This is a genomic window from Lihuaxuella thermophila, from assembly GCF_900110165.1.
GTDB classification, from domain to species: domain Bacteria; phylum Bacillota; class Bacilli; order Thermoactinomycetales; family Thermoactinomycetaceae; genus Lihuaxuella; species Lihuaxuella thermophila.
This window is the reverse complement of sequence record NZ_FOCQ01000013.1, coordinates 88,113-105,710: the sequence shown is the minus strand read 5'-3', so window position 1 is coordinate 105,710 and position 17,598 is coordinate 88,113. Positions and strand designations below refer to the sequence as shown.

14 protein-coding genes, 2 tRNA genes and 1 pseudogene are annotated in these 17,598 nt (G+C 49.8%); 4 read left to right on the top strand and 13 right to left on the bottom strand.

Features of this window, described 5'->3' with window-relative positions:
• The first annotated feature begins 26 nt into the window (after nucleotides 1-26).
• Nucleotides 27-1,574, top strand: coding sequence for a recombinase family protein (locus BMW55_RS14425; protein WP_089970746.1), 1,548 nt, complete (start codon nucleotides 27-29; stop codon nucleotides 1,572-1,574).
• Between the two features lie 5 nt (nucleotides 1,575-1,579).
• On the opposite strand, the gene yhbH is transcribed toward BMW55_RS14425, so the two are convergent.
• From yhbH to BMW55_RS14380, 9 genes and pseudogenes are all read right to left on the bottom strand, one after another.
• Nucleotides 1,580-2,740 (bottom strand): sporulation protein YhbH, encoded by a 1,161-nt coding sequence (gene yhbH / locus BMW55_RS14420; protein WP_089970897.1) that lies wholly within the window; start codon nucleotides 2,738-2,740, stop codon nucleotides 1,580-1,582.
• 38 nt (nucleotides 2,741-2,778) lie between these two features.
• Nucleotides 2,779-4,677: a PrkA family serine protein kinase gene (locus BMW55_RS14415; RefSeq protein WP_089970742.1), complete on the bottom strand. Its 1,899-nt coding sequence runs from the start codon at nucleotides 4,675-4,677 to the stop codon at nucleotides 2,779-2,781.
• A 231-nt stretch (nucleotides 4,678-4,908) separates the two neighbouring features.
• The gene (locus BMW55_RS14410) at nucleotides 4,909-5,661 is read right to left on the bottom strand and encodes an HAD family hydrolase (protein ID WP_089970740.1); all 753 of its coding nucleotides are present in this window, start codon (nucleotides 5,659-5,661) and stop codon (nucleotides 4,909-4,911) included.
• Nucleotides 5,662-5,893: 232 nt separating this feature from the next.
• Nucleotides 5,894-6,358, bottom strand: a complete 465-nt coding sequence (gene trmL, locus BMW55_RS14405; protein WP_089970736.1) for a tRNA (uridine(34)/cytosine(34)/5-carboxymethylaminomethyluridine(34)-2'-O)-methyltransferase TrmL — start codon at nucleotides 6,356-6,358, stop codon at nucleotides 5,894-5,896.
• 72 nt (nucleotides 6,359-6,430) lie between these two features.
• A complete protein-coding gene (locus BMW55_RS14400; RefSeq protein ID WP_170839955.1) occupies nucleotides 6,431-7,393 on the bottom strand; it encodes an amidase domain-containing protein in 963 nt (320 codons plus the stop codon).
• 108 nt (nucleotides 7,394-7,501) lie between these two features.
• Nucleotides 7,502-8,038 (bottom strand): methylated-DNA--[protein]-cysteine S-methyltransferase, encoded by a 537-nt coding sequence (locus tag BMW55_RS14395; protein WP_089970733.1) that lies wholly within the window; start codon nucleotides 8,036-8,038, stop codon nucleotides 7,502-7,504.
• A gap of 175 nt (nucleotides 8,039-8,213) precedes the next feature.
• Nucleotides 8,214-9,362, bottom strand: a complete 1,149-nt coding sequence (queG, locus tag BMW55_RS14390; RefSeq protein WP_089970730.1) for a tRNA epoxyqueuosine(34) reductase QueG — start codon at nucleotides 9,360-9,362, stop codon at nucleotides 8,214-8,216.
• A 106-nt stretch (nucleotides 9,363-9,468) separates the two neighbouring features.
• Complete coding sequence (gene rnhA / locus BMW55_RS14385) at nucleotides 9,469-9,900, bottom strand: ribonuclease HI (protein WP_089970726.1); 432 nt, start codon at nucleotides 9,898-9,900, stop codon at nucleotides 9,469-9,471.
• Between the two features lie 10 nt (nucleotides 9,901-9,910).
• Nucleotides 9,911-11,615, bottom strand: a pseudogene (locus tag BMW55_RS14380) (ABC-ATPase domain-containing protein).
• Nucleotides 11,616-11,910: 295 nt separating this feature from the next.
• Between BMW55_RS14380 and BMW55_RS14375 the strand changes: the two are divergent.
• A complete protein-coding gene (locus BMW55_RS14375; protein ID WP_089970723.1) occupies nucleotides 11,911-13,257 on the top strand; it encodes an APC family permease in 1,347 nt (448 codons plus the stop codon).
• Between the two features lie 190 nt (nucleotides 13,258-13,447).
• Nucleotides 13,448-14,284 (top strand): Cof-type HAD-IIB family hydrolase, encoded by an 837-nt coding sequence (locus BMW55_RS14370; RefSeq protein WP_089970720.1) that lies wholly within the window; start codon nucleotides 13,448-13,450, stop codon nucleotides 14,282-14,284.
• 23 nt (nucleotides 14,285-14,307) lie between these two features.
• Here the strand turns inward: BMW55_RS14370 and BMW55_RS14365 are convergent.
• Nucleotides 14,308-14,384, bottom strand: a tRNA-Pro gene (locus tag BMW55_RS14365).
• A gap of 279 nt (nucleotides 14,385-14,663) precedes the next feature.
• A tRNA-Leu gene (locus BMW55_RS14360) sits at nucleotides 14,664-14,749 on the bottom strand.
• Between the two features lie 114 nt (nucleotides 14,750-14,863).
• Here BMW55_RS14360 and BMW55_RS14355 point away from each other — a divergent pair.
• Entirely contained in the window at nucleotides 14,864-15,583 is a 720-nt protein-coding gene (locus BMW55_RS14355) for a YqjF family protein (protein WP_244527579.1), read from the top strand.
• A 44-nt stretch (nucleotides 15,584-15,627) separates the two neighbouring features.
• Here BMW55_RS14355 and BMW55_RS14350 read toward each other — a convergent pair whose 3' ends face one another.
• A complete protein-coding gene (locus BMW55_RS14350; RefSeq protein WP_089970712.1) occupies nucleotides 15,628-16,020 on the bottom strand; it encodes a thioesterase family protein in 393 nt (130 codons plus the stop codon).
• A 9-nt stretch (nucleotides 16,021-16,029) separates the two neighbouring features.
• On the bottom strand, nucleotides 16,030-17,529 hold the full coding sequence (locus BMW55_RS14345) for an aldehyde dehydrogenase family protein (protein WP_089970709.1): 1,500 nt from the start codon (nucleotides 17,527-17,529) through the stop codon (nucleotides 16,030-16,032).
• Nucleotides 17,530-17,598 lie beyond the last annotated feature (69 nt).

The following is a 17,598-nucleotide window of genomic DNA, read 5'->3' as shown; positions in this document are numbered from 1 at the left end:
GAGTGTCTTAGAAGGTGATACGTGACATGAATCGGCCTACTGGACTTGACTGCTTCATTTACCTTAGAAAAAGTCGAAAGGACGTTGAAGAAGAACGAAAAGCCCAAAATGAGGGGAGAGAGTTCGACACCCTGGAGCGGCATCGGCTGCAACTCCTAGAGGTTGCTCGACGCGAGAACCATCATATCGTCGAGATTTTCGAGGAAGTGGTTTCCGGGGAATATATCATTGATCGGCCAGAAATACAGAGAATGCTTCGGGAAGTTGAGCAGGGGGCTGTCGATGCGATCCTGGTCATGGATCTGGATCGCTTAGGCCGGGGAGACATGTTCGACATGGGCTCCATTTTCCGGGTATTGCAGTATTCAGAAACCCTGATTATCACCCCGACGGAGGTTATAGACCCCAACGCTGAAGGATCAGAGCTGATCTTTGGAGTAAAAAGCATATTGTCCAGGGAAGAATTGAAAGCGATCAACAAGCGGATGCAACGCGGCCGGCGGGCATCAGCAAAGGAAGGCAAATCGATCAGCAAAAAACCCCCATACGGCTACCTCCGAGACGAAAACCTAAAGCTTTATCCGGACCCGGAAACAGCATGGGTAGTAAAACTCATTTTTGAGAGAATGGCCGAAGGTGCGGGGCGCATACAGATAGCAAGGGAATTAGATGCAATGGGGATAAAGTCACCAAGTGGAGATGATTACTGGCGGGCATCAACGATATCTGAGATCGTGAAAAATGAGGTTTATCTCGGACATATCATATGGGGAAAAATCAAGTACATCAAGCGCAATGGGAAATACATCCGAAAGAAAATGCCACCCGAACAATGGACAAGACATAACAATGCTCATGAACCTCTCGTATCAGAAGAGTTATTCCGAAAAGCTAACCTGGCTCACTCCGGAAGGTGGAGGCCCCCCACTCGTCCAACTAAACCACTTTCAAATCCCTTAGCCGGTGTATTGTTTTGTGCGCTATGCGGACACGCAATGATGAAATTTTACTATCCTCACAAACGGGATCAACTACGCTGCGTACAAACAAGTTGTAAAGGAAAACAAAAAGGTGCTGTTTTAGAATTAGTTGAGCAACGAATTTTAGAAGGGCTGGAACAAATTGTAGCCACTTTCGAAGCTGATGAAAGCAAAGTTAAGAAACAAAAGACAACCTCCGTGATCCCTTTCAAGCTGGCACAGTTAAAACAAAAGGAGAAGGAACTGGAGGAATTGTTTGAACAAAAAAACAACCTACATGAATTGCTGGAAAAAAAGGTTTATACAATTGAGGTTTTTATGGAACGGCAACAAATCGTCAGCGATCGAATTAAAACCACTCAAGAACAGATTGATCAGCTAAAGGAAGAAATCAAACGGGAGGAAGAAAAAGAGAAAAAGCAAAATGAATTTGTACCACGGATAAAAAATGTGTTGGCTGCTTATCGCGCTACGGATGACATAGAAAAGAAAAATCGCCTTCTCAAGTCAGTGCTTGAGAAAGCGACTTATTATCGGGATATCAATTGGAAGCAGATAGATCACTTTAATATTGAGTTATTCCCCCGATTATGAGAGGCTTATACGGCCTCTTTTTTCCCAAAAAAGTGTTTGAGCGCGTCATATACTTGACTCTTATCCCGAATGACATAGTACATGAATTTGGGATCTTGGAAAAGGTTTGAGTTTCTATAGCCAGTGAGTATTGATGAATGACGGTTATACTGATTGACTTCCCCGTAGCCGAACATGTTGGATCGTTTCATCAGTTCTTTTACGAGGGCGACACAGCGTTCATTGTCCGAGGTCAGGTTGTCGCCGTCGGAAAAATGGAAAGGATAGATGTTGTAACGTTGCGGCGGATAACGGGAGTCAATGATTTCAAGCGCCTTGCGGTAAGCCGAGGAACAGATGGTTCCCCCGCTCTCTCCTTTGGTGAAGAAAGCTTCTTCACTCACTTCTTTTGCCTCGGTATGGTGGGCAATAAAGACAATTTCTACATTTTGGTAACGGGTGCGAAGAAAACGGACCATCCAGAAGAAGAAACTGCGGGCAATATATTTTTCGAATATTCCCATACTTCCACTGGTATCCATCATGGCGATGACGACGGCATTGGAGTGGGGAACAACAATATCTTCCCAGGTTTTAAAGCGCAGGTCATCGATGGAGATGCGGGCTTTGCCGCGATTGCCTTTCAAGGCGTTCCGTTTAATGGCTTCCAGGAGGGTTCTCTTTTTATCAATGTTTCCCATCAACCCTTTTTTCCGGACATCGTTAAACCGGATGTCGTCCACAGTCATTTCGTCTTGTTCTTTGCGTTCTAAACGCGGCAGCTCCATTTCGGAGAAGAGAATTCCCTCCAATTCGGCTACAGTGACCTCTGCTTCGTAATAATCCGACCCTGCCGAGTCTCCCGCTCCCTGCCCTTTTCCGGGGCCTTGTTGTCCGGCAGGAGATTCGCGTCCCAGTACATCTCCCACCTTGCTGTTCCCGTCTCCTTGACCCACATGCTTTGCCTTGTTGTAGTTGAACCGAAACCGATATTCTTCCATGGAACGGATCGGGATTTTGATCACATGTTTCCCATCCGACATGATAATGCTTTCTTCACTGATTAAATCAGGCAAATTTTTGCGGATGGCTTCCCTGACTTTATCCTGGTGTCGCATTTGGTCTTGATATCCCTTTCGGTGCAGGGACCAATCCTCTTGGGAAACGATAAAAAGGGGGTGCGTCATCATTATTCACCTCCCGTTTCCAACTTGACAGACCAGCGTTAACGGTTGAGCAAGCTTCCAACATATCTCAACAATTCATTGGCGCTTGCCGGGGTATAGCCGTAATCCGCTACCAGACGGTTGATCACTTCGTTGATTTTCTTCAACTGGTTTTCATCCGGAGTTTTGGTAGAGGTAGTGATTTTTACCACATCTTTGAGGTCGGCAAACAATTTTTTCTGGATCGCTTCACGCAGGCGGTCATGGCTGTTGTAGTCAAAGCGTTTCCCTTTGCGGGCGTAAGCGGAGATGCGTATCAAAATCTCTTCGCGGAACGCTTTCTTCGCATTTTCGGAAATGCCGATTTGCTCTTCGATCGAGCGCATCAGCTTTTCATCGGGCTCCAATTCCTCTCCTGTGATCGGGTCGCGGAGCTTTTGCCAGTTGCAATACGCTTCGACGTTATCCAGATAATTGTCCATCAACGTTTTGGCCGACTCTTCATACGAGTAGACAAAAGCCTTTTGCACTTCTTTTTTGGCGATTTCATCGTACTCTTTGCGGGCGATGGAGATGAAGTGAAGGTATTTTTCCCGTTGCTCCGGGGTGATGGACGGATGTTGATCCAGACCTTCCTTGAGTGAGCGCAGAATGTCCAGCGCATTGATGAAATTGGCGTCCGTTTTGATGAGAGCACTGGAGATGCGATTGATCACGTAGCGGGGGTCGATTCCGGACATTCCTTCATCCAGAAACTCGTTTCTCAATTCTTCCACATCGATATCTTTCATGCCTTCGACGGATTCTCCGTCATACAGGCGCATTTTCTTCAGCAGGTCGACTCCTTGCTTTTTGGACTCCTTGAGACGGGTTAAGATGGTGAAAATGGCGGCAGCGCGAAGCGAGTGCGGGGCAATGTGGATATGGGCCAAATCGCTTTGTTGGATCAGTTTTTTATAAATTCTCTCTTCTTCCGACACACTCAGGTTGTACGGAATCGGCATCACGATGATCCGGGATTGCAGCGCCTCATTTTTCTTGTTGGCGATAAACGACCTGTATTCCGCTTCGTTGGTATGGGCGACGATCAACTCGTCCGCGGAAATCAAGGCAAACCGTCCCGCCTTAAAGTTTCCTTCCTGAGTGAGCGAGAGCAAATTCCACAAGAATTTCTCATCGCACTTCAACATCTCTTGAAATTCCATCAGTCCGCGGTTGGCTTTGTTGAGTTCCCCGTCAAAACGATACGCCCTCGGGTCTGACTCCGAACCATATTCCGTAATGGTCGCAAAGTCAATACTTCCCGTCAAGTCAGCAATATCTTGGGATTTGGGATCTGACGGACTAAATGTCCCAATCCCGACCCGTTCGTCTTCCGACAAAAGAACCCGTTTCACCATCACATCCTCAATTCGTCCGCCGTATTCTTCATTGAGACGGAAGCGGCAATGCGGACACAGATTACCTTCAATGCGCACTCCAAATTCCTGTTCAAACTCGGGGCGCAGATCGCGTGGAATCAGATTGAGAGGTTCTTCGTGCATCGGACAACCTTTAATGGCATAGAGAGCGCCCTCGTCCGTACGGGAATACTCTTCCAATCCTTTTTTCAACAAGGTGACGATGGTGGATTTTCCTCCGCTGACCGGACCCATCAGAAGGAGAACCCGTTTCCGGACGTCCAAGCGGCGGGCTGCCGAATGGAAATATTCTTCGACTAAACGTTCAATGGCACGATCTAATCCAAAAAGTTCTCTGCTGAAAAACAGATACTTTTTATTTCCATTGGAATCTGTCTCTACGCCTGCTCTGGCGATCATATTGTATACTCTGGAATGAGCGGTTTGAGCCACTTGAGGTTGTTTTTTCACAAGCTCGAGATACTCGCTGAAGGTCCCTTCCCACGCCAACTTTTTTTCGCGTTCCCGATAATCGGCAATGCGTTTTAAGATGTCCATGGTAGCCTCCTCTCCCCAGTCAAAATTTTCTTTCGAAATTAGTGCCATTAACCTGCTGCGTTTCATACCTGCCTTAGCTTTGACTCCTGGTGCCTAAAAGCTGACTGAAGTAAGAAAGTAAAAGGCGATATCTATTACATATATATGCGACAAATAGAAGGGTGTTACTTCTATTTTATCAGAAAATAAAGAAAAAAGATAGAAAAACCTTGAGGAAAATCCCAAGGTTTTTTACATTTTTTTTATCTCACTTGTAATTGTTTCATTCTGGAAAACTCCCGTACCCGTTTCAATCGCTCCTAGAAGATCGGCCAGGGTTCCTTCCTGATCCACACGATACGTGGGTTTTCCGCGGTCAATGCGATGTTCGGACAGGAAGAAAGTTTTCATGCCGACCGTGGACGCCACCATGTCTTCCTGCATATCGTTGCCGATCATCACGCATTCCTCCGGCTTCACACCGAGGCGGTCCGCCACTTCCCGATAATATTCGGGCCGGGGCTTGCAGAAATGGGTTTCCTCGTAAACCGTCACCCACTCAAATGGCAAATCAGCGACGCCCGCCCAGCGCAACCGTTCCATGATGGCTGCTTTCGGGAATACGGGATTGGTTGCCACAGCCACTTTGAATCCCCGTTTCAACGCCGCTTGCACGACGTCGCGGGCGATGGGGTTATACCCCGTGTACGGTTGCAACTTCGGAAACTCCGTCTCGTAGAAACGTTCAAATTCCGGCCAGATTTCCTCTCTTTGCAGTCCGGCCATCTTCAAAAACTCCCGCTCAAATACCTGCTCGTTGGTTAGCTCGCATTCCCGGCTTTCAATCATCGCCATCGTCGCTTTCCAGATCATCGGGACCAGCTTGTCCGGCGGGATGAGGTGCGCCACATGAGGGGCTAAGGCTTTTAGATAAACTTCCACAAATCGTTCGGTCTCCATCGGAAGCAGCGTTCCGTCCAAGTCAAATAAACAAGCCTTGATCAACCGTATTCCCTTCTTCCTATCCCTATCTTTTACTCAGTGAAATCCTTTTGCTGCGGGGTCTCACAGCGAGGTTTTTCCCGGCCGTCACTCGAACCGGTACAAGCTGTCATGCCAAACAGGCCCGATCATATCCTTCAGGTGATGAAGTTCCCCATCGCGGATCATGCTCTCCGCGCAACTCCCGAACTGTCCATACGGGATACAGGTTTTTGTCTGTTGCTGTCGAATGCGGCTATGTTAAGTCCGGGAAGCCCATTTGCCTGAATGCTTCGTAGACAACAATCGCCACGGAGTTGGAAAGATTGAGCGAACGGCTCACCGGTCGCATTGGGATTCGGATCAGTGTATCCCGATGCTGCTCCAGAATTTCCGGGGCCAATCCCTTCGTTTCTTTGCCAAACACAAAGAAATCGCCTTCCTGATAGCGAAAGTCCGTATAGGATTTGGCTCCTTTTGTCGTGGCACAAAAAAAGCGCCCGTTCGGGTACTTTTCTTTCAATTGGGCAAAGGAATCATAATGACGAATATCCAGTTCATTCCAGTAGTCCAAACCCGCTCTCTTCAATTTGGCATCGTCAATTTTAAAGCCAAGCGGGTGAACCAAGTGCAAGACGGCCCCCGTCACCGAGCAAGTACGGGCAACATTGCCTGTATTTTGCGGGATCTCTGGTTCAACAAGAACAATGTGAACGGTCACGGCTACATCCCTTCCACTTGTGCCAATTTCTATATTATTGTACCTGAAAAGAAGGAATTGGATCAACTTTCCTTAGAGGATATGGAAAAAAGCATACCTCGTCCTCGGGGTCCAGGCAGGGGAATCTTTGTACTCCCAATAACGGTGGCGGCTGTTTGTCGTGTGAGCATTGACCAGTGGCGCTCCGTTGGGATCAAAACCGGTTACGATCACGTTATGGTTCCACCTGCCGTCACCTTCCCAGTCATAACAGATAATATCTCCCGGTTCGAGCTGTTCGGCGCTCTGCACTTGAACGGCTCTGAGTCCCCTGGATCTTTGCCCTTTCAAGTACTGATAAAAACTCTGGGCAACCGTCCAACTGTAACTCCAGACATGATTTCTCCCGCTTTGCCTGTACCACCAGCCTTGATCACGCCTCTGTGAAAATTGCATCGGAATGCCGCCGGCGTGCAGGCACTGGGATACAAAGTTGGTGCAATCATCCTGGGAAAAATAAAGATAGCCGGGATTGGGAGCATTCCAATGCGTTTCCGCATATTGAACGGCTTTCGCCCGGTTGTATCCGGAAGAAGTTGACCGGGCTCCCGGCTCCGGATTCACGGCTGACGGAATGGTGATGAGCCGGTTATGGAGGCCCGGACGGGGAGAATCAGCCGTCGTAAACTTTGCGATTTTCCAGCCATCCCGAGTCCGATTCAACCGGAAGCAAGCCCATTCTTCCTTTTCTTCATCCAACAACTGATGCTGAATCGAGTACACATGTTGTACGGAGACAAGCACTTGTACGTCGATCTGGTTTCCGCCTGCTCTTTCGTCCACAGATAAGATGTTCGTCTCGCATTTCACCGGGGTCATCCGGCGCTTTTCCTGCAAATTTCGGATCATCCTCCACCTCTTCCGTTCCTCCTGAAGCTCCCGTTCACATCCCGGGGTGATATAGTCAAAAAATGCGTTGAAGTCTCCGCCCAGCCAACACTCGTTCTGAAGCCGAAGCCAGTCATGCACAATTTTCCGGTAATCCTTGTCACTCATACGTACTCCCCTTTCTTTACAAAACGTATGTATTCAGAATCAAAAGTAGCACCCAACCAAAGCAAAAAAGACGGAGCGATCCGCCCCGCCTTTCATTTTTTATGGAGATCATACATTTTTCGGATGAATCCAACCTTCAAGCGATAATAAATATTCTTTAATCTGCAGCCCGCCTCCGTATCCGACCAGCGATCCATTGGAACCGATTACACGATGGCAAGGAACAACGATCGATACCGGGTTTTTGTTATTGGCCCCCCCGACCGCTCTGACTGCTTTTGGGGCACCGATCGCCTGGGCGATCTCTTTGTAGGAACGAACTTCACCGTAAGGAATTTCCTGAAGTTGTTTCCAAACCAGCTTTTGAAACGGTGTTCCGTACAAGTCAACAGGAAGCTCAAATTGCCTTCTTTCTTTGCGGAAATATTCATCCAATTGTTGAATGAAAGGAAGCACTTCGTGATCGTTTCTCTCCAGTCTGGGATTGTGGAACCAGTGGTTCAACCATACTTGGAGACCTACTACCGGGTCGCATTTCTTGCTGAATGTAAGTTGGCACAACCCCTTGTGGCTTACCGCCAAAGTTAAAGGACCAATCGGGCTGTCCATCTGACTCCAAACAATCGTTTGCGATGCTGGGGCCATTGAAAACCCTCCCTACCAGCGATTCTTTTTATTTTACAACGATTTTCTATATTTGACGAGGGTTCATCCACCTTTTACACAATATGCTAACTTCTGGGCTCTCGATTGTTTTCCCGTCATTTACACGAAAACGCCCTCATAAAAAAAGACGGAATGAAATCCGCCTTTGTTGCACTTAGTGATAAATTTTTTCCTGACCCAGCAGCTCCATCCCTTTGATAATCTCTTTCCTCACTTCTTCATCTTTTTCATTCTGCGCTGCGGTGATAAGGGCTTTTTTCGCCTCTTCACCCCCGATTTTGCCCAAAGCCCAGGCGGCAGTTCCGCGGATCACCGGACGGGGGTCGTTGTGAAGCAGTTCGGTCAGGTCGGGGATGGCCGTTTGGTCTTTAAAATGAGCCAGTGCGAGAATGGCATTCCGCTGAATCGGTTTCTTGCCCCGCCAGGACCCGGCCATCTGCCCAAATGTTTCCTTAAACTGGCGATTGCTCATGGATAGAAGCGGTTTGAGCAGGGGTTTGACTTTCTCCGGGTCCGGTTGAAACTCTTCGTGATGGTCAAAATGAACCTTCCGGTTTTTCGGGCAAACGGTCTGACAGGTGTCGCAGCCGTACAAGCGATTACCGATTTTCGACCGGTACTCTTCCGGAAGGAAGCCTTTCGTTTGGGTGAGATAAGCGATGCAGGACCGGGAATTCAGCTGGCCCGGTTGCACCAAAGCACCTGTTGGACATGCTTCGATACACAGATTGCAATCCCCGCACCCATCCGTCACCGGTTGATCGGCAGGAATATACACATCGGTAATCATCTCGCCGAGGTACACCCACGACCCGAATTCTTCGGTGATGATGGACGTGTTTTTGCCGCTCCAGCCGATCCCGGCCCGTTCAGCCACAGCACGGTCGGACAGGGCTCCGGTGTCCACCATGATTTTGGTCCGCGCCTCCGGCACCCATTCGTGCAGATACGCTTCCAACCGGTTTAACTTATCCCTTAACACATGGTGGTAATCCTCTCCCCAGGAAGCACGGCAAAAGATTCCCCGGTACGCTCCCGGTTCCGAACGGGGCGGATTCTTCAATTTGGAGGGATAGGCAAGGGCGATGGCGATGATCGTTTTCGCCTCCGGTAGGCTTAAATCCGGCCGTACCCGCTTTTCGATATCCGGCTCCTCAAATCCCGACTCATACCCTTTTTTCCGGTGCTCGATCAGCCGGGCCTTCAGCTCGATAAAAGGATCGGCGGAAGCAAATCCGATTTTGTCAATGCCGATCTCCTTGGCACGGTCGATCAATTTTTGCTTTAATTCAGCCGGTCTCACTTATCTCACCTCCATTCGTCCGTTCATAAATGCAGATTATTATTATATCACATTTGTATATATAATGATATATTAAACAGGCTGATTCTTTGTCGTTCCGATGGATTTACTTGGGCACAGCGGCCCGGGCCAATTCATCACAGCGGTTGTTTAATTCCACATCGCTGTGTCCCTTTACTTTGATGAATTCCACTTCGTGCTTTTTCATCAGTGTCAAAAGGCGTTGCCACAAATCTTTGTTTTCCACCGGCTTTTTGCCGGAAGTCATCCAGCCGTTCTTTTCCCATTTCACGTGCCATTTCTGCCGGAAGCAGTTGACGATGTAGGCGCTGTCGGAGTGGACTTTGACGCGGCAAGGCTCTTTCAGCGCCTCCAGGGCCTTGATTACCGCCGTCAATTCCATCCGGTTGTTCGTCGTCTCTTTGTCGCCGCCGGACAGTTCCTTCCGGTGGTTCCCGTACAGCAGGACGGCGGCCCATCCCCCGGGACCGGGGTTATATGAACACGCTCCGTCTGTGTAGATAATCACTTCTTTCATTTTTCTCCCCCTATTTCACAACCAGTGTGCGCAACCGGTTCAGGGCGCCGGCCAACTCATATTTTCGCGGCAGGGCGAGGTCTCCGGGATGCTGTCCGTAAAAGGGAGAGATGATGTCCAATCCCCGTTCGCCGATCTCGGAATAGAGTTTCCCCACCAGCTCGGACAAACAATATTGACCGTCCGCCATCTCTCCAAATTTTTTCAGCATGAGTGCAATCGCCCGGGTTTGGCTGGGATCTACCAGTTGTTCCAGCGCCGAGAGATCCAGTTGTACCGTCCCAAACATGATGGTATGTAATCCTTTGGCATCCGCTTTCTCTTTATTCCCTTTCCGGGCATTTAATCCTTTTGACAACGGCCTTCGGGGTGTGATTTCGCCAAAATGTTTCCCTCCCTCAGGCTGGCGCCCCAGGGTGTGGGTTTGGGCAATCCGTTTCGCTTCGGCAGTAACATCGTAAGGAAGATAATGATCCATCAAGATGACACGATCGGCGATGTCGAAGTAATCACCGGACCCTCCCAACACGAGTATGGTAGACACATTTTTTTGTTCATACAACTGTCTCACCTTGTCGATAAAAGGAGTGATCGGCTCTTTTCCTTTACTGACCAGGGCTTGCATCCGGGCATCGCGGATCATAAAGTTGGTCGCGCTTGTATCTTCGTCGATCAAGAGGCAAGAACAGCCCATCTCCAGGTTTTCCATGATATTGGCCGCTTGTGAGGTGCTGCCGCTCGCATCCTCAGTCGAGAAGCTTTCCGTACTCCTTCCAAACGGCAGGTTATTGATAAAAGGAGAAATGTTGACTTTTTCCACCCTGCGCCCATCTTCGGCTCGCACTTTGACGGCATCCGGATCGGTCAGCACATACTCCCGGCCGTCCCGTTCGATGTGATCGTAGACACCGCGTTCGATCGCCTTGAGCAACGTACTCTTCCCATGATATCCCCCGCCCACGATTAAAGTGATTCCTCGGGGAATCGCCATCCCGCTGATCGCAGGGCCATGCGGTACTTCCACCGTTTGCCGCAATGAGGGGGGGGGATTGAAAGGGAACGGCCCGTTCACCTTTCAACGGGCGGTCACTCACACCGCTTTCCCGCGGCAGCACCGATCCGTCGGCGATAAAAGCCACCCAGCCCCGTTCACGCATCGCATCGCGGATTGCCCGCTGGTTGTCCGCCAGTTTCATTCTCTGTTCCACCGCAGCCCGGTCCTCGTTGTCAAGCAACAAAGACCGCTCGACCAGCGAGGGAAGATCTGAAAGCAGCATCTGGCTGGCCTGCCACCCGAGCACCGTTCTTCCCCGTGCAGGCAAACCAACCGTCAGACGCACTTCGACGAAATCGTTATTCACGATCACAGACGTTCTTTGCAGAATCTCTTGTCCTGGCCGGTCCACGGCAATCAGCCCGCTTTTGCCGCTTCCATCCACCCTCCGTGATTGCCGGTCAATGCTGTTCACCCATTTGCGCGTCAACCAATCTTCAAGCGCAATTTTCCGGTGAGAAGATTGATACCAGTCCGAGGGGTACTTTGCCCGGCTTTGCGGCATCCGGACCCGAAGGCGGGAAGGCGAAGCAAAAGGATCTCCCTGCACGTAATCGATGCAGAGAGTAAACAGAGGAAACTGATACTCTCCTTGAATCTGCTTGTACGCTTTGTATCCTTTTCCATCTATGCGATTTAACATCTGCCGCAAACGTTCCATAACCATTTCCCTTCCATGTAAAATCTCAAGTCTGATTTCGGCTCTCTATTTTCCCCATTCCCCTTTTCCCCTGCTCACTGACTCTTCTTCTTTACATTATAACTTTAGCTGTCAGAAATAAAATGAACAAAAGAACGGATCCGTTTCAGACTACTGACAGATAAGAAAATGTGCGCTATATTAAATTTTTTGTATTTATGATAAAACCATGAAATGGTTGCTGTTATTTTAGCAGATCGATGATATACTTTAACATGTTGAAGAATGATACAGATGCTCATCGGAGGAGGACACCATGCGACCAACTGGGGAAAATAAGCTGAAAAAAGATATCGGTTTCACCGTCGCCCTTTCTATTGTCGTCGGATCGGTGATCGGTTCAGGGGTGTTCATGAAACCCGGAACGGTTATCGCCTATTCGGGAGACTCCACCATGGCATTATGGGCATGGTTTTTGGGAGGGATCCTGACGCTCGCCAGCGGCCTGACCATCGCGGAAATCAGCGCGCAAATCCCTAAAACCGGCGGATTATATGTTTACCTGGAAGAGGTTTACGGCAAATTTTGGGGATATTTAAGCGGTTGGGTGCAGACGATTATTTACGGACCAGCCATCATCGGCGCATTGGGGCTTTATTTCGGTTCATTGGTTGCTCATCTGTTCGCTTTGGATGGACATTGGAAGATTTCCATCGGGATTGGAGCCGTCTTGTTCCTGACCTTGATCAACAGCCTCGGAACCAAATACGGAGGATTCATCCAGACTTTATTTACGGTTGGAAAACTGATTCCCATTGCACTGATCATCATTTTTGGAATTTGGAAAGGGCAGAGCCCGGTTTTGGACATGGAAAGCGGCATAGCCGGCGACGTCAATCTTGGCGCAGCCATTCTTGCCACCCTTTTTGCTTATGACGGATGGCTTCTGGTCGGATCTGTTGCCGGGGAGATAAAAAATCCGGACAAAATCCTCCCGCGCGCGATCATTGTCGGACTCCTCATGGTAACCGTCATTTATCTCAGTGTCAATATTGCCTTGCTCCATGTGCTTCCGGCCGACAAAATCGTATCGCTTGGAGAGAATGCAGCCGGAACGGCGGCCACCCTTGTATTCGGAGATCTTGGCGGCAAGCTGATCAGCATCGGGATCATCGTTTCCATTTTCGGAACCCTGAATGCGAAAATTCTCAGCTTCCCGCGGGTTCCTTATGCCATGGCTATTCGGGGGCAATTGCCGGGTTCCCGTTATCTGGCACGGATTCATCCAACATTCAGGACACCTGTGATCGCAACGGTGTCCCAGGCGCTGCTGGCCATTGTATTGATGATCGTCAGCAATCCGGACAAACTTACGGATATCTCCGTCTTTGCCATTTTCCTGTTCTTTGCCCAGGCATTTTTTGCCGTATTTATTCTGCGCAAACGGAATGCGGGAAAAACCCGTCCCTACAGTGTGCCGCTGTATCCGTTCATTCCCATTGTGGCTCTGTTGGGTACCATTTTCATTCTTGTCAGCACCGTGATCAACGATCCAAAGGGCACTTTCCTCTGCATCGTCATCACGCTGGCCGGTTTGCCGATTTATTGGTGGGTCAACCGCAACCGGAAGGAAGCGACAATCGAACAAAAAGCAGCCAGCTGATCAGCCTGAAGCAGCCAATGCCCTCATTTGCAGGGATTGGCTCTTTTTTCAACATTTTCCGGTAAAAATATGATATATTTATCTGACATCCTTACGATCCGACTGAGTCGTTGAAAAAACTTTACAATGCCTCAAAAGCAGGTTGAAGTTTTTCAGGTATGTTTATTTTGCAAAGGAGCTGATCTCCCGCATGAGCCTTCTCCGATATCCTTTATTGGTCTCAGACATCGACGGCACGCTTTTGAACAATGACAAAGAGATCTCGCGACATAACATGGAGAGCATCTCCCGTTTTTGCCGCATGGGGGGATTATTTACTTTGGCAACGGGCCGAAGCTATATGGAAGCGAAAAGATACATTGAACAGCTGGAGCCCCGGTTGCCCGTCATCTTATGCAACGGCGCCGTTCTTTACGAACCCGCTTCGGAGTCTGTCATCCCTGTTCATACCATGCCAAGGGAGTTAATGCTGTCCCTTCTGCATGAATTGGAGCGAAAACTCCCTTCTTCGGTCGATCTTTTTGCTTACGGGTTAAACACGGTGTATGCGACCCGCATGGGCCCGCTGGCGGAGGCCGGAGTCGACCAAATCGATTTTCATGTCGAGATGCTCGGGTCATTTGAGCAAATTCCGGACATCTTGTGCATCAAGGTGATCGCCGTGGCCTCCGGTGAAGACATGAAGCTCCTTCTCGACTGGTCAAAGACAGCCGACTTTCCCGTCGATTTCATTCCTTCTTCAGACAACTATTTTGAGATCCTGCCTGCGGGCGCTTCCAAGGGAAATGCTCTGTCCGCGTTGCTGAAAAAAATCGGGCTTACCCCGGACAAAGCAGCAGCCATCGGGGACCATTGCAACGATTTGTCCATGCTCAGCCTCGCAGGTCTGGGAGCCGCTGTCGCCAATGCACATCCCGCCGTTTTACAGCAAGCAAAGGTGATCGTCCCGTCCAACAATGAAGACGGCGTGGCTCATCTGATCCACAACCACTTAATGTTTCCGGTTCCCCAAGCAAAAACACCCTAACCAGTTGTTAGGGTGTTTTAATCTGGTCGGGATGACAGGATTTGAACCTGCGACCCCCTGGTCCCAAACCAGGTGCTCTACCAAGCTGAGCCACATCCCGTTATTATTTTTTATTTTATGTCAATCGCTTCAAGAGACAGGATTTAATTTAACATACAATATTCACATTGTCAATAGATGTTTTTCTTTATTAGCGCCTGTTTGAACACAAAAAGATGAATTCCGATCCGCCGCCGGTGGAAAACGGATCACCAGGCGTTTCCCTTGTTATCCGTTTGAATCATGTCCAGGATGACCGGGAATGGAATGGCTAACCGGTCGTATTGCACATACTAAAGAAAAACAGCGGATGCATGGACGCCATCCGCTGTTGATCGATTGGTGCCGAAGGTGGGACTCGAACCCACACTCCTTTTGGGAACACGATTTTGAGTCGTGCGCGTCTGCCAATTCCGCCACTTCGGCATGTCCTATTTGATTCGCAACGACAAGATATAATCTATCATGGAATGATTGTAGTGTCAATACTTTTATAAAAAAATTTTTGTATTCCTCCAGTCAACGAAGGAGCGACGGATCATGAGGCAATCCAATCATAACCCCCCGATCGGCTGGGTGATGACCCAAACGTGGACGGATCTCTTACTTGCTCACTGGCCTGTCCCGCCGGAGCTGATTCGCGATCAGGTTCCTTCCATGCTGGAGATTGATACATATGAGCAATCGGCATGGGTCACGATTGTGCCGTTTGCCGTAAACGAGGCCCGTCTCCGCTGGCTCCCCCCGCTTCCGTTCATGAGCGGATTGCTTCAGTTGAATCTGCGCACGTATGTGGTCTACAACCGGCAACCCGGAGTGTATTTTTTCAGCCTGGATGCGTCCAACCGATTGGCGGCCGGAGTGGCCCGCACTTTTTTGCATCTGCCGTTTTATGCAGCGCGCATCCGGATGCAAAAGGAAGGGTCACACATTCATTTTTTCAGCCGCCGAAGCGGTTCGCATCACTTTCCGGAGGCGGTATTTGACTGCAGGTATCAACCGGTCTCATCCGTTTTTCATGCTCAAAAAGGCTCACTCGATTCCTGGCTCACCGAACGGTATGTCCTGTTTACCGCTCATCGCCACAGAGTGCATCGCGGCGACCTGTTTCATCTTTCCTGGCCCCTTCAATATGCCGAGGCGGAAATCGCCAACAATACCCTGGCGGAAGCATGCGGGTTTCGTCTTCCGGACTCCCCGCGCCTTTTGCATTACGCAAGCTGCGTGAAGGCTTTCATCGGTCCGCTGAACAGAGTGTAAAACAACAAAAAGCCTCCGTTTTTCCCGGAGGCTGCTTGAATGATTTATCTCATCCGTTCAATGTTTTCCCGAATCCGCTCTTTCGGCAGGATCACTTGCGTAAACTCAGCTTCACCGACAATGGCCCTGTCATGCTCGGCAATGACCGTACAGACCACCTTGCTCGGGGTGACTTCCGTCACTTTGGCGAAGAAATGGACTTGTTTGCCTACGGGGGCGGGGGCCCGGTGCTTGACGTTGATGGATGCCCCCACTCCTTCTTCCCCTTCTTCGAGAAAGGGAAGAATCAGCTTTCGCCCCACCCATTCCATGTAGTAAACCATGGTGACGGTGGACAAGGTGGGATGAATGACTTTCCCGCCAAACGAAGCGACCATTTCGTCCGTGACGGTGATCGTCATCCGCTCTTCGCAACCCGGAACAAGTCCCGGCTTCATCATACACTCCTAGACGCCGAACGGATTGAGCGGTTTCGGACCGACATAGGAGAGAACGCTCTTCGTCTCCATATAGAGGTCCAGCGATTCGATGGCCAGTTCCCGCCCAAATCCGGATTGTTTGTAACCGCCGAACGGCAGACCCGGGAATGCGGAGAAGGGGTTGTTGATCATGACGATACCGGCTTTGAGCTGTGAAGTGACACGATGGGCACGTCCGAAATCTTTGGTCCAGACGGCAGCTGCCAGACCGTAAATGGTGTCGTTGGCCAGTTTGATCACTTCTTTTTCATCTTTAAACTTCATGACGACGACCACAGGTCCGAAGATTTCCTCCTGGGCGACACGCATGTCATTGGTCACATCCACGATGACGGTTGGTTCATACCAGTACCCTTTTTCAAACTCGGCTCCTTCCGGACGTTTGCCACCGTAAACGACACGGGCTCCTTCTTCTTTGGCCAGTTGCACATAAGAGTGGATGGTGTCCCATTGCGACTGGGAAATCACTGCTCCGACATGGGTTTCTTCACTCAGCGGATCACCCAGTTTCAGTTTTTTCGTTTTTTCGATGAACATTTCGATAAACTCATCATAGATGTCCTCATGCACAAAGAGACGGGAGCGGGCTTCGCAGGACTGGCCGGTGTTGTAGTAAATGCCGAAGATGGAACCATTGACGGCCGCTTCCAGATCCGCATCGGAGAACACGATGTTGGGTGATTTTCCGCCCAGTTCCAGGGTCACGCGTTTTAACGTTTCGGACGCTTTCGCCATGATGTCTTTGCCGGTGGTGGTTTCTCCGGTAAACGCCACTTTGTCCACACCGGGATGTTCGACCAGGTAGGCTCCTACGTCAGAACCGCTGCCGGTGATCACGTTGATCACACCTGCCGGCACACCGGCTTCATGGCAAATATCGGCGAGCACCAGCGCTGTCAGCGGGGTGAGGCTGGCCGGCTTGAGGACGATGGTGCATCCGGCGGCCAGAGCCGGAGCTACTTTCCAGGCTGCCATCATAAGCGGGTAGTTCCAGGGAACAATTTGCGCGCACACGCCGACCGGTTCTTTGGTGGTGTAATGGAAAAATCCGTTGGGAACGGGTTTGGTGCTTCCGGAAATCGTGGTAACCGCACCGGCATAAAGTTCAAAGTCTTCGATGGCTTGCATCACTTGCCCTTTGGCGGCAGAGAGCGCTTTCCCCGAGTTTAAAACCTCCAGCTCAACCAGCTCGTTAAAACGCTGACGCATGATGGCCGCCACTTTATTTAAAATTTGTCCGCGACGCGAAGCCGGCCATTTGGCCCATTTGCTGTTTTCCAGCGCCTCACGGGCGGAAGCGACCGCCTTGTCCACGTCTTCCCGGGTGGCTTTGGCTACTTGCGCCAGTTTTTCCCCGGTTGCCGGATTATACACATCGAAATATTGCCCGGAACCGCCCGGAACATGTTCTCCGTTGATCAACAGGTGATACTGTTCTTTCAAGAGTCCGTTTTTTTCCTTTAACATGCGATCCTCTCCTCACACGAATAATTTGGATGCAAGATCCTTATATCAAAGCAAGTAAATGGTTTAAGG

Bases quoted from the DNA above. Each gene is read 5' to 3' on its own strand.
- BMW55_RS14425 (WP_089970746.1), top strand. From the start codon at position 27: ATGAATCGGCCTACTGGACTTGACTGCTTCATTTACCTTAGAAAAAGT.
- yhbH (WP_089970897.1), bottom strand. From the start codon at position 2,740: ATGACGCACCCCCTTTTTATCGTTTCCCAAGAGGATTGGTCCCTGCAC.
- BMW55_RS14415 (WP_089970742.1), bottom strand. From the start codon at position 4,677: ATGGACATCTTAAAACGCATTGCCGATTATCGGGAACGCGAAAAAAAG.
- BMW55_RS14400 (WP_170839955.1), bottom strand. From the start codon at position 7,393: ATGAGTGACAAGGATTACCGGAAAATTGTGCATGACTGGCTTCGGCTT.
- BMW55_RS14395 (WP_089970733.1), bottom strand. From the start codon at position 8,038: ATGGCCCCAGCATCGCAAACGATTGTTTGGAGTCAGATGGACAGCCCG.
- rnhA (WP_089970726.1), bottom strand. From the start codon at position 9,900: ATGAAAGAAGTGATTATCTACACAGACGGAGCGTGTTCATATAACCCC.
- BMW55_RS14375 (WP_089970723.1), top strand. From the start codon at position 11,911: ATGCGACCAACTGGGGAAAATAAGCTGAAAAAAGATATCGGTTTCACC.
- BMW55_RS14370 (WP_089970720.1), top strand. From the start codon at position 13,448: ATGAGCCTTCTCCGATATCCTTTATTGGTCTCAGACATCGACGGCACG.
- BMW55_RS14355 (WP_244527579.1), top strand. From the start codon at position 14,864: ATGAGGCAATCCAATCATAACCCCCCGATCGGCTGGGTGATGACCCAA.
- BMW55_RS14350 (WP_089970712.1), bottom strand. From the start codon at position 16,020: ATGAAGCCGGGACTTGTTCCGGGTTGCGAAGAGCGGATGACGATCACC.
- BMW55_RS14345 (WP_089970709.1), bottom strand. From the start codon at position 17,529: ATGTTAAAGGAAAAAAACGGACTCTTGAAAGAACAGTATCACCTGTTG.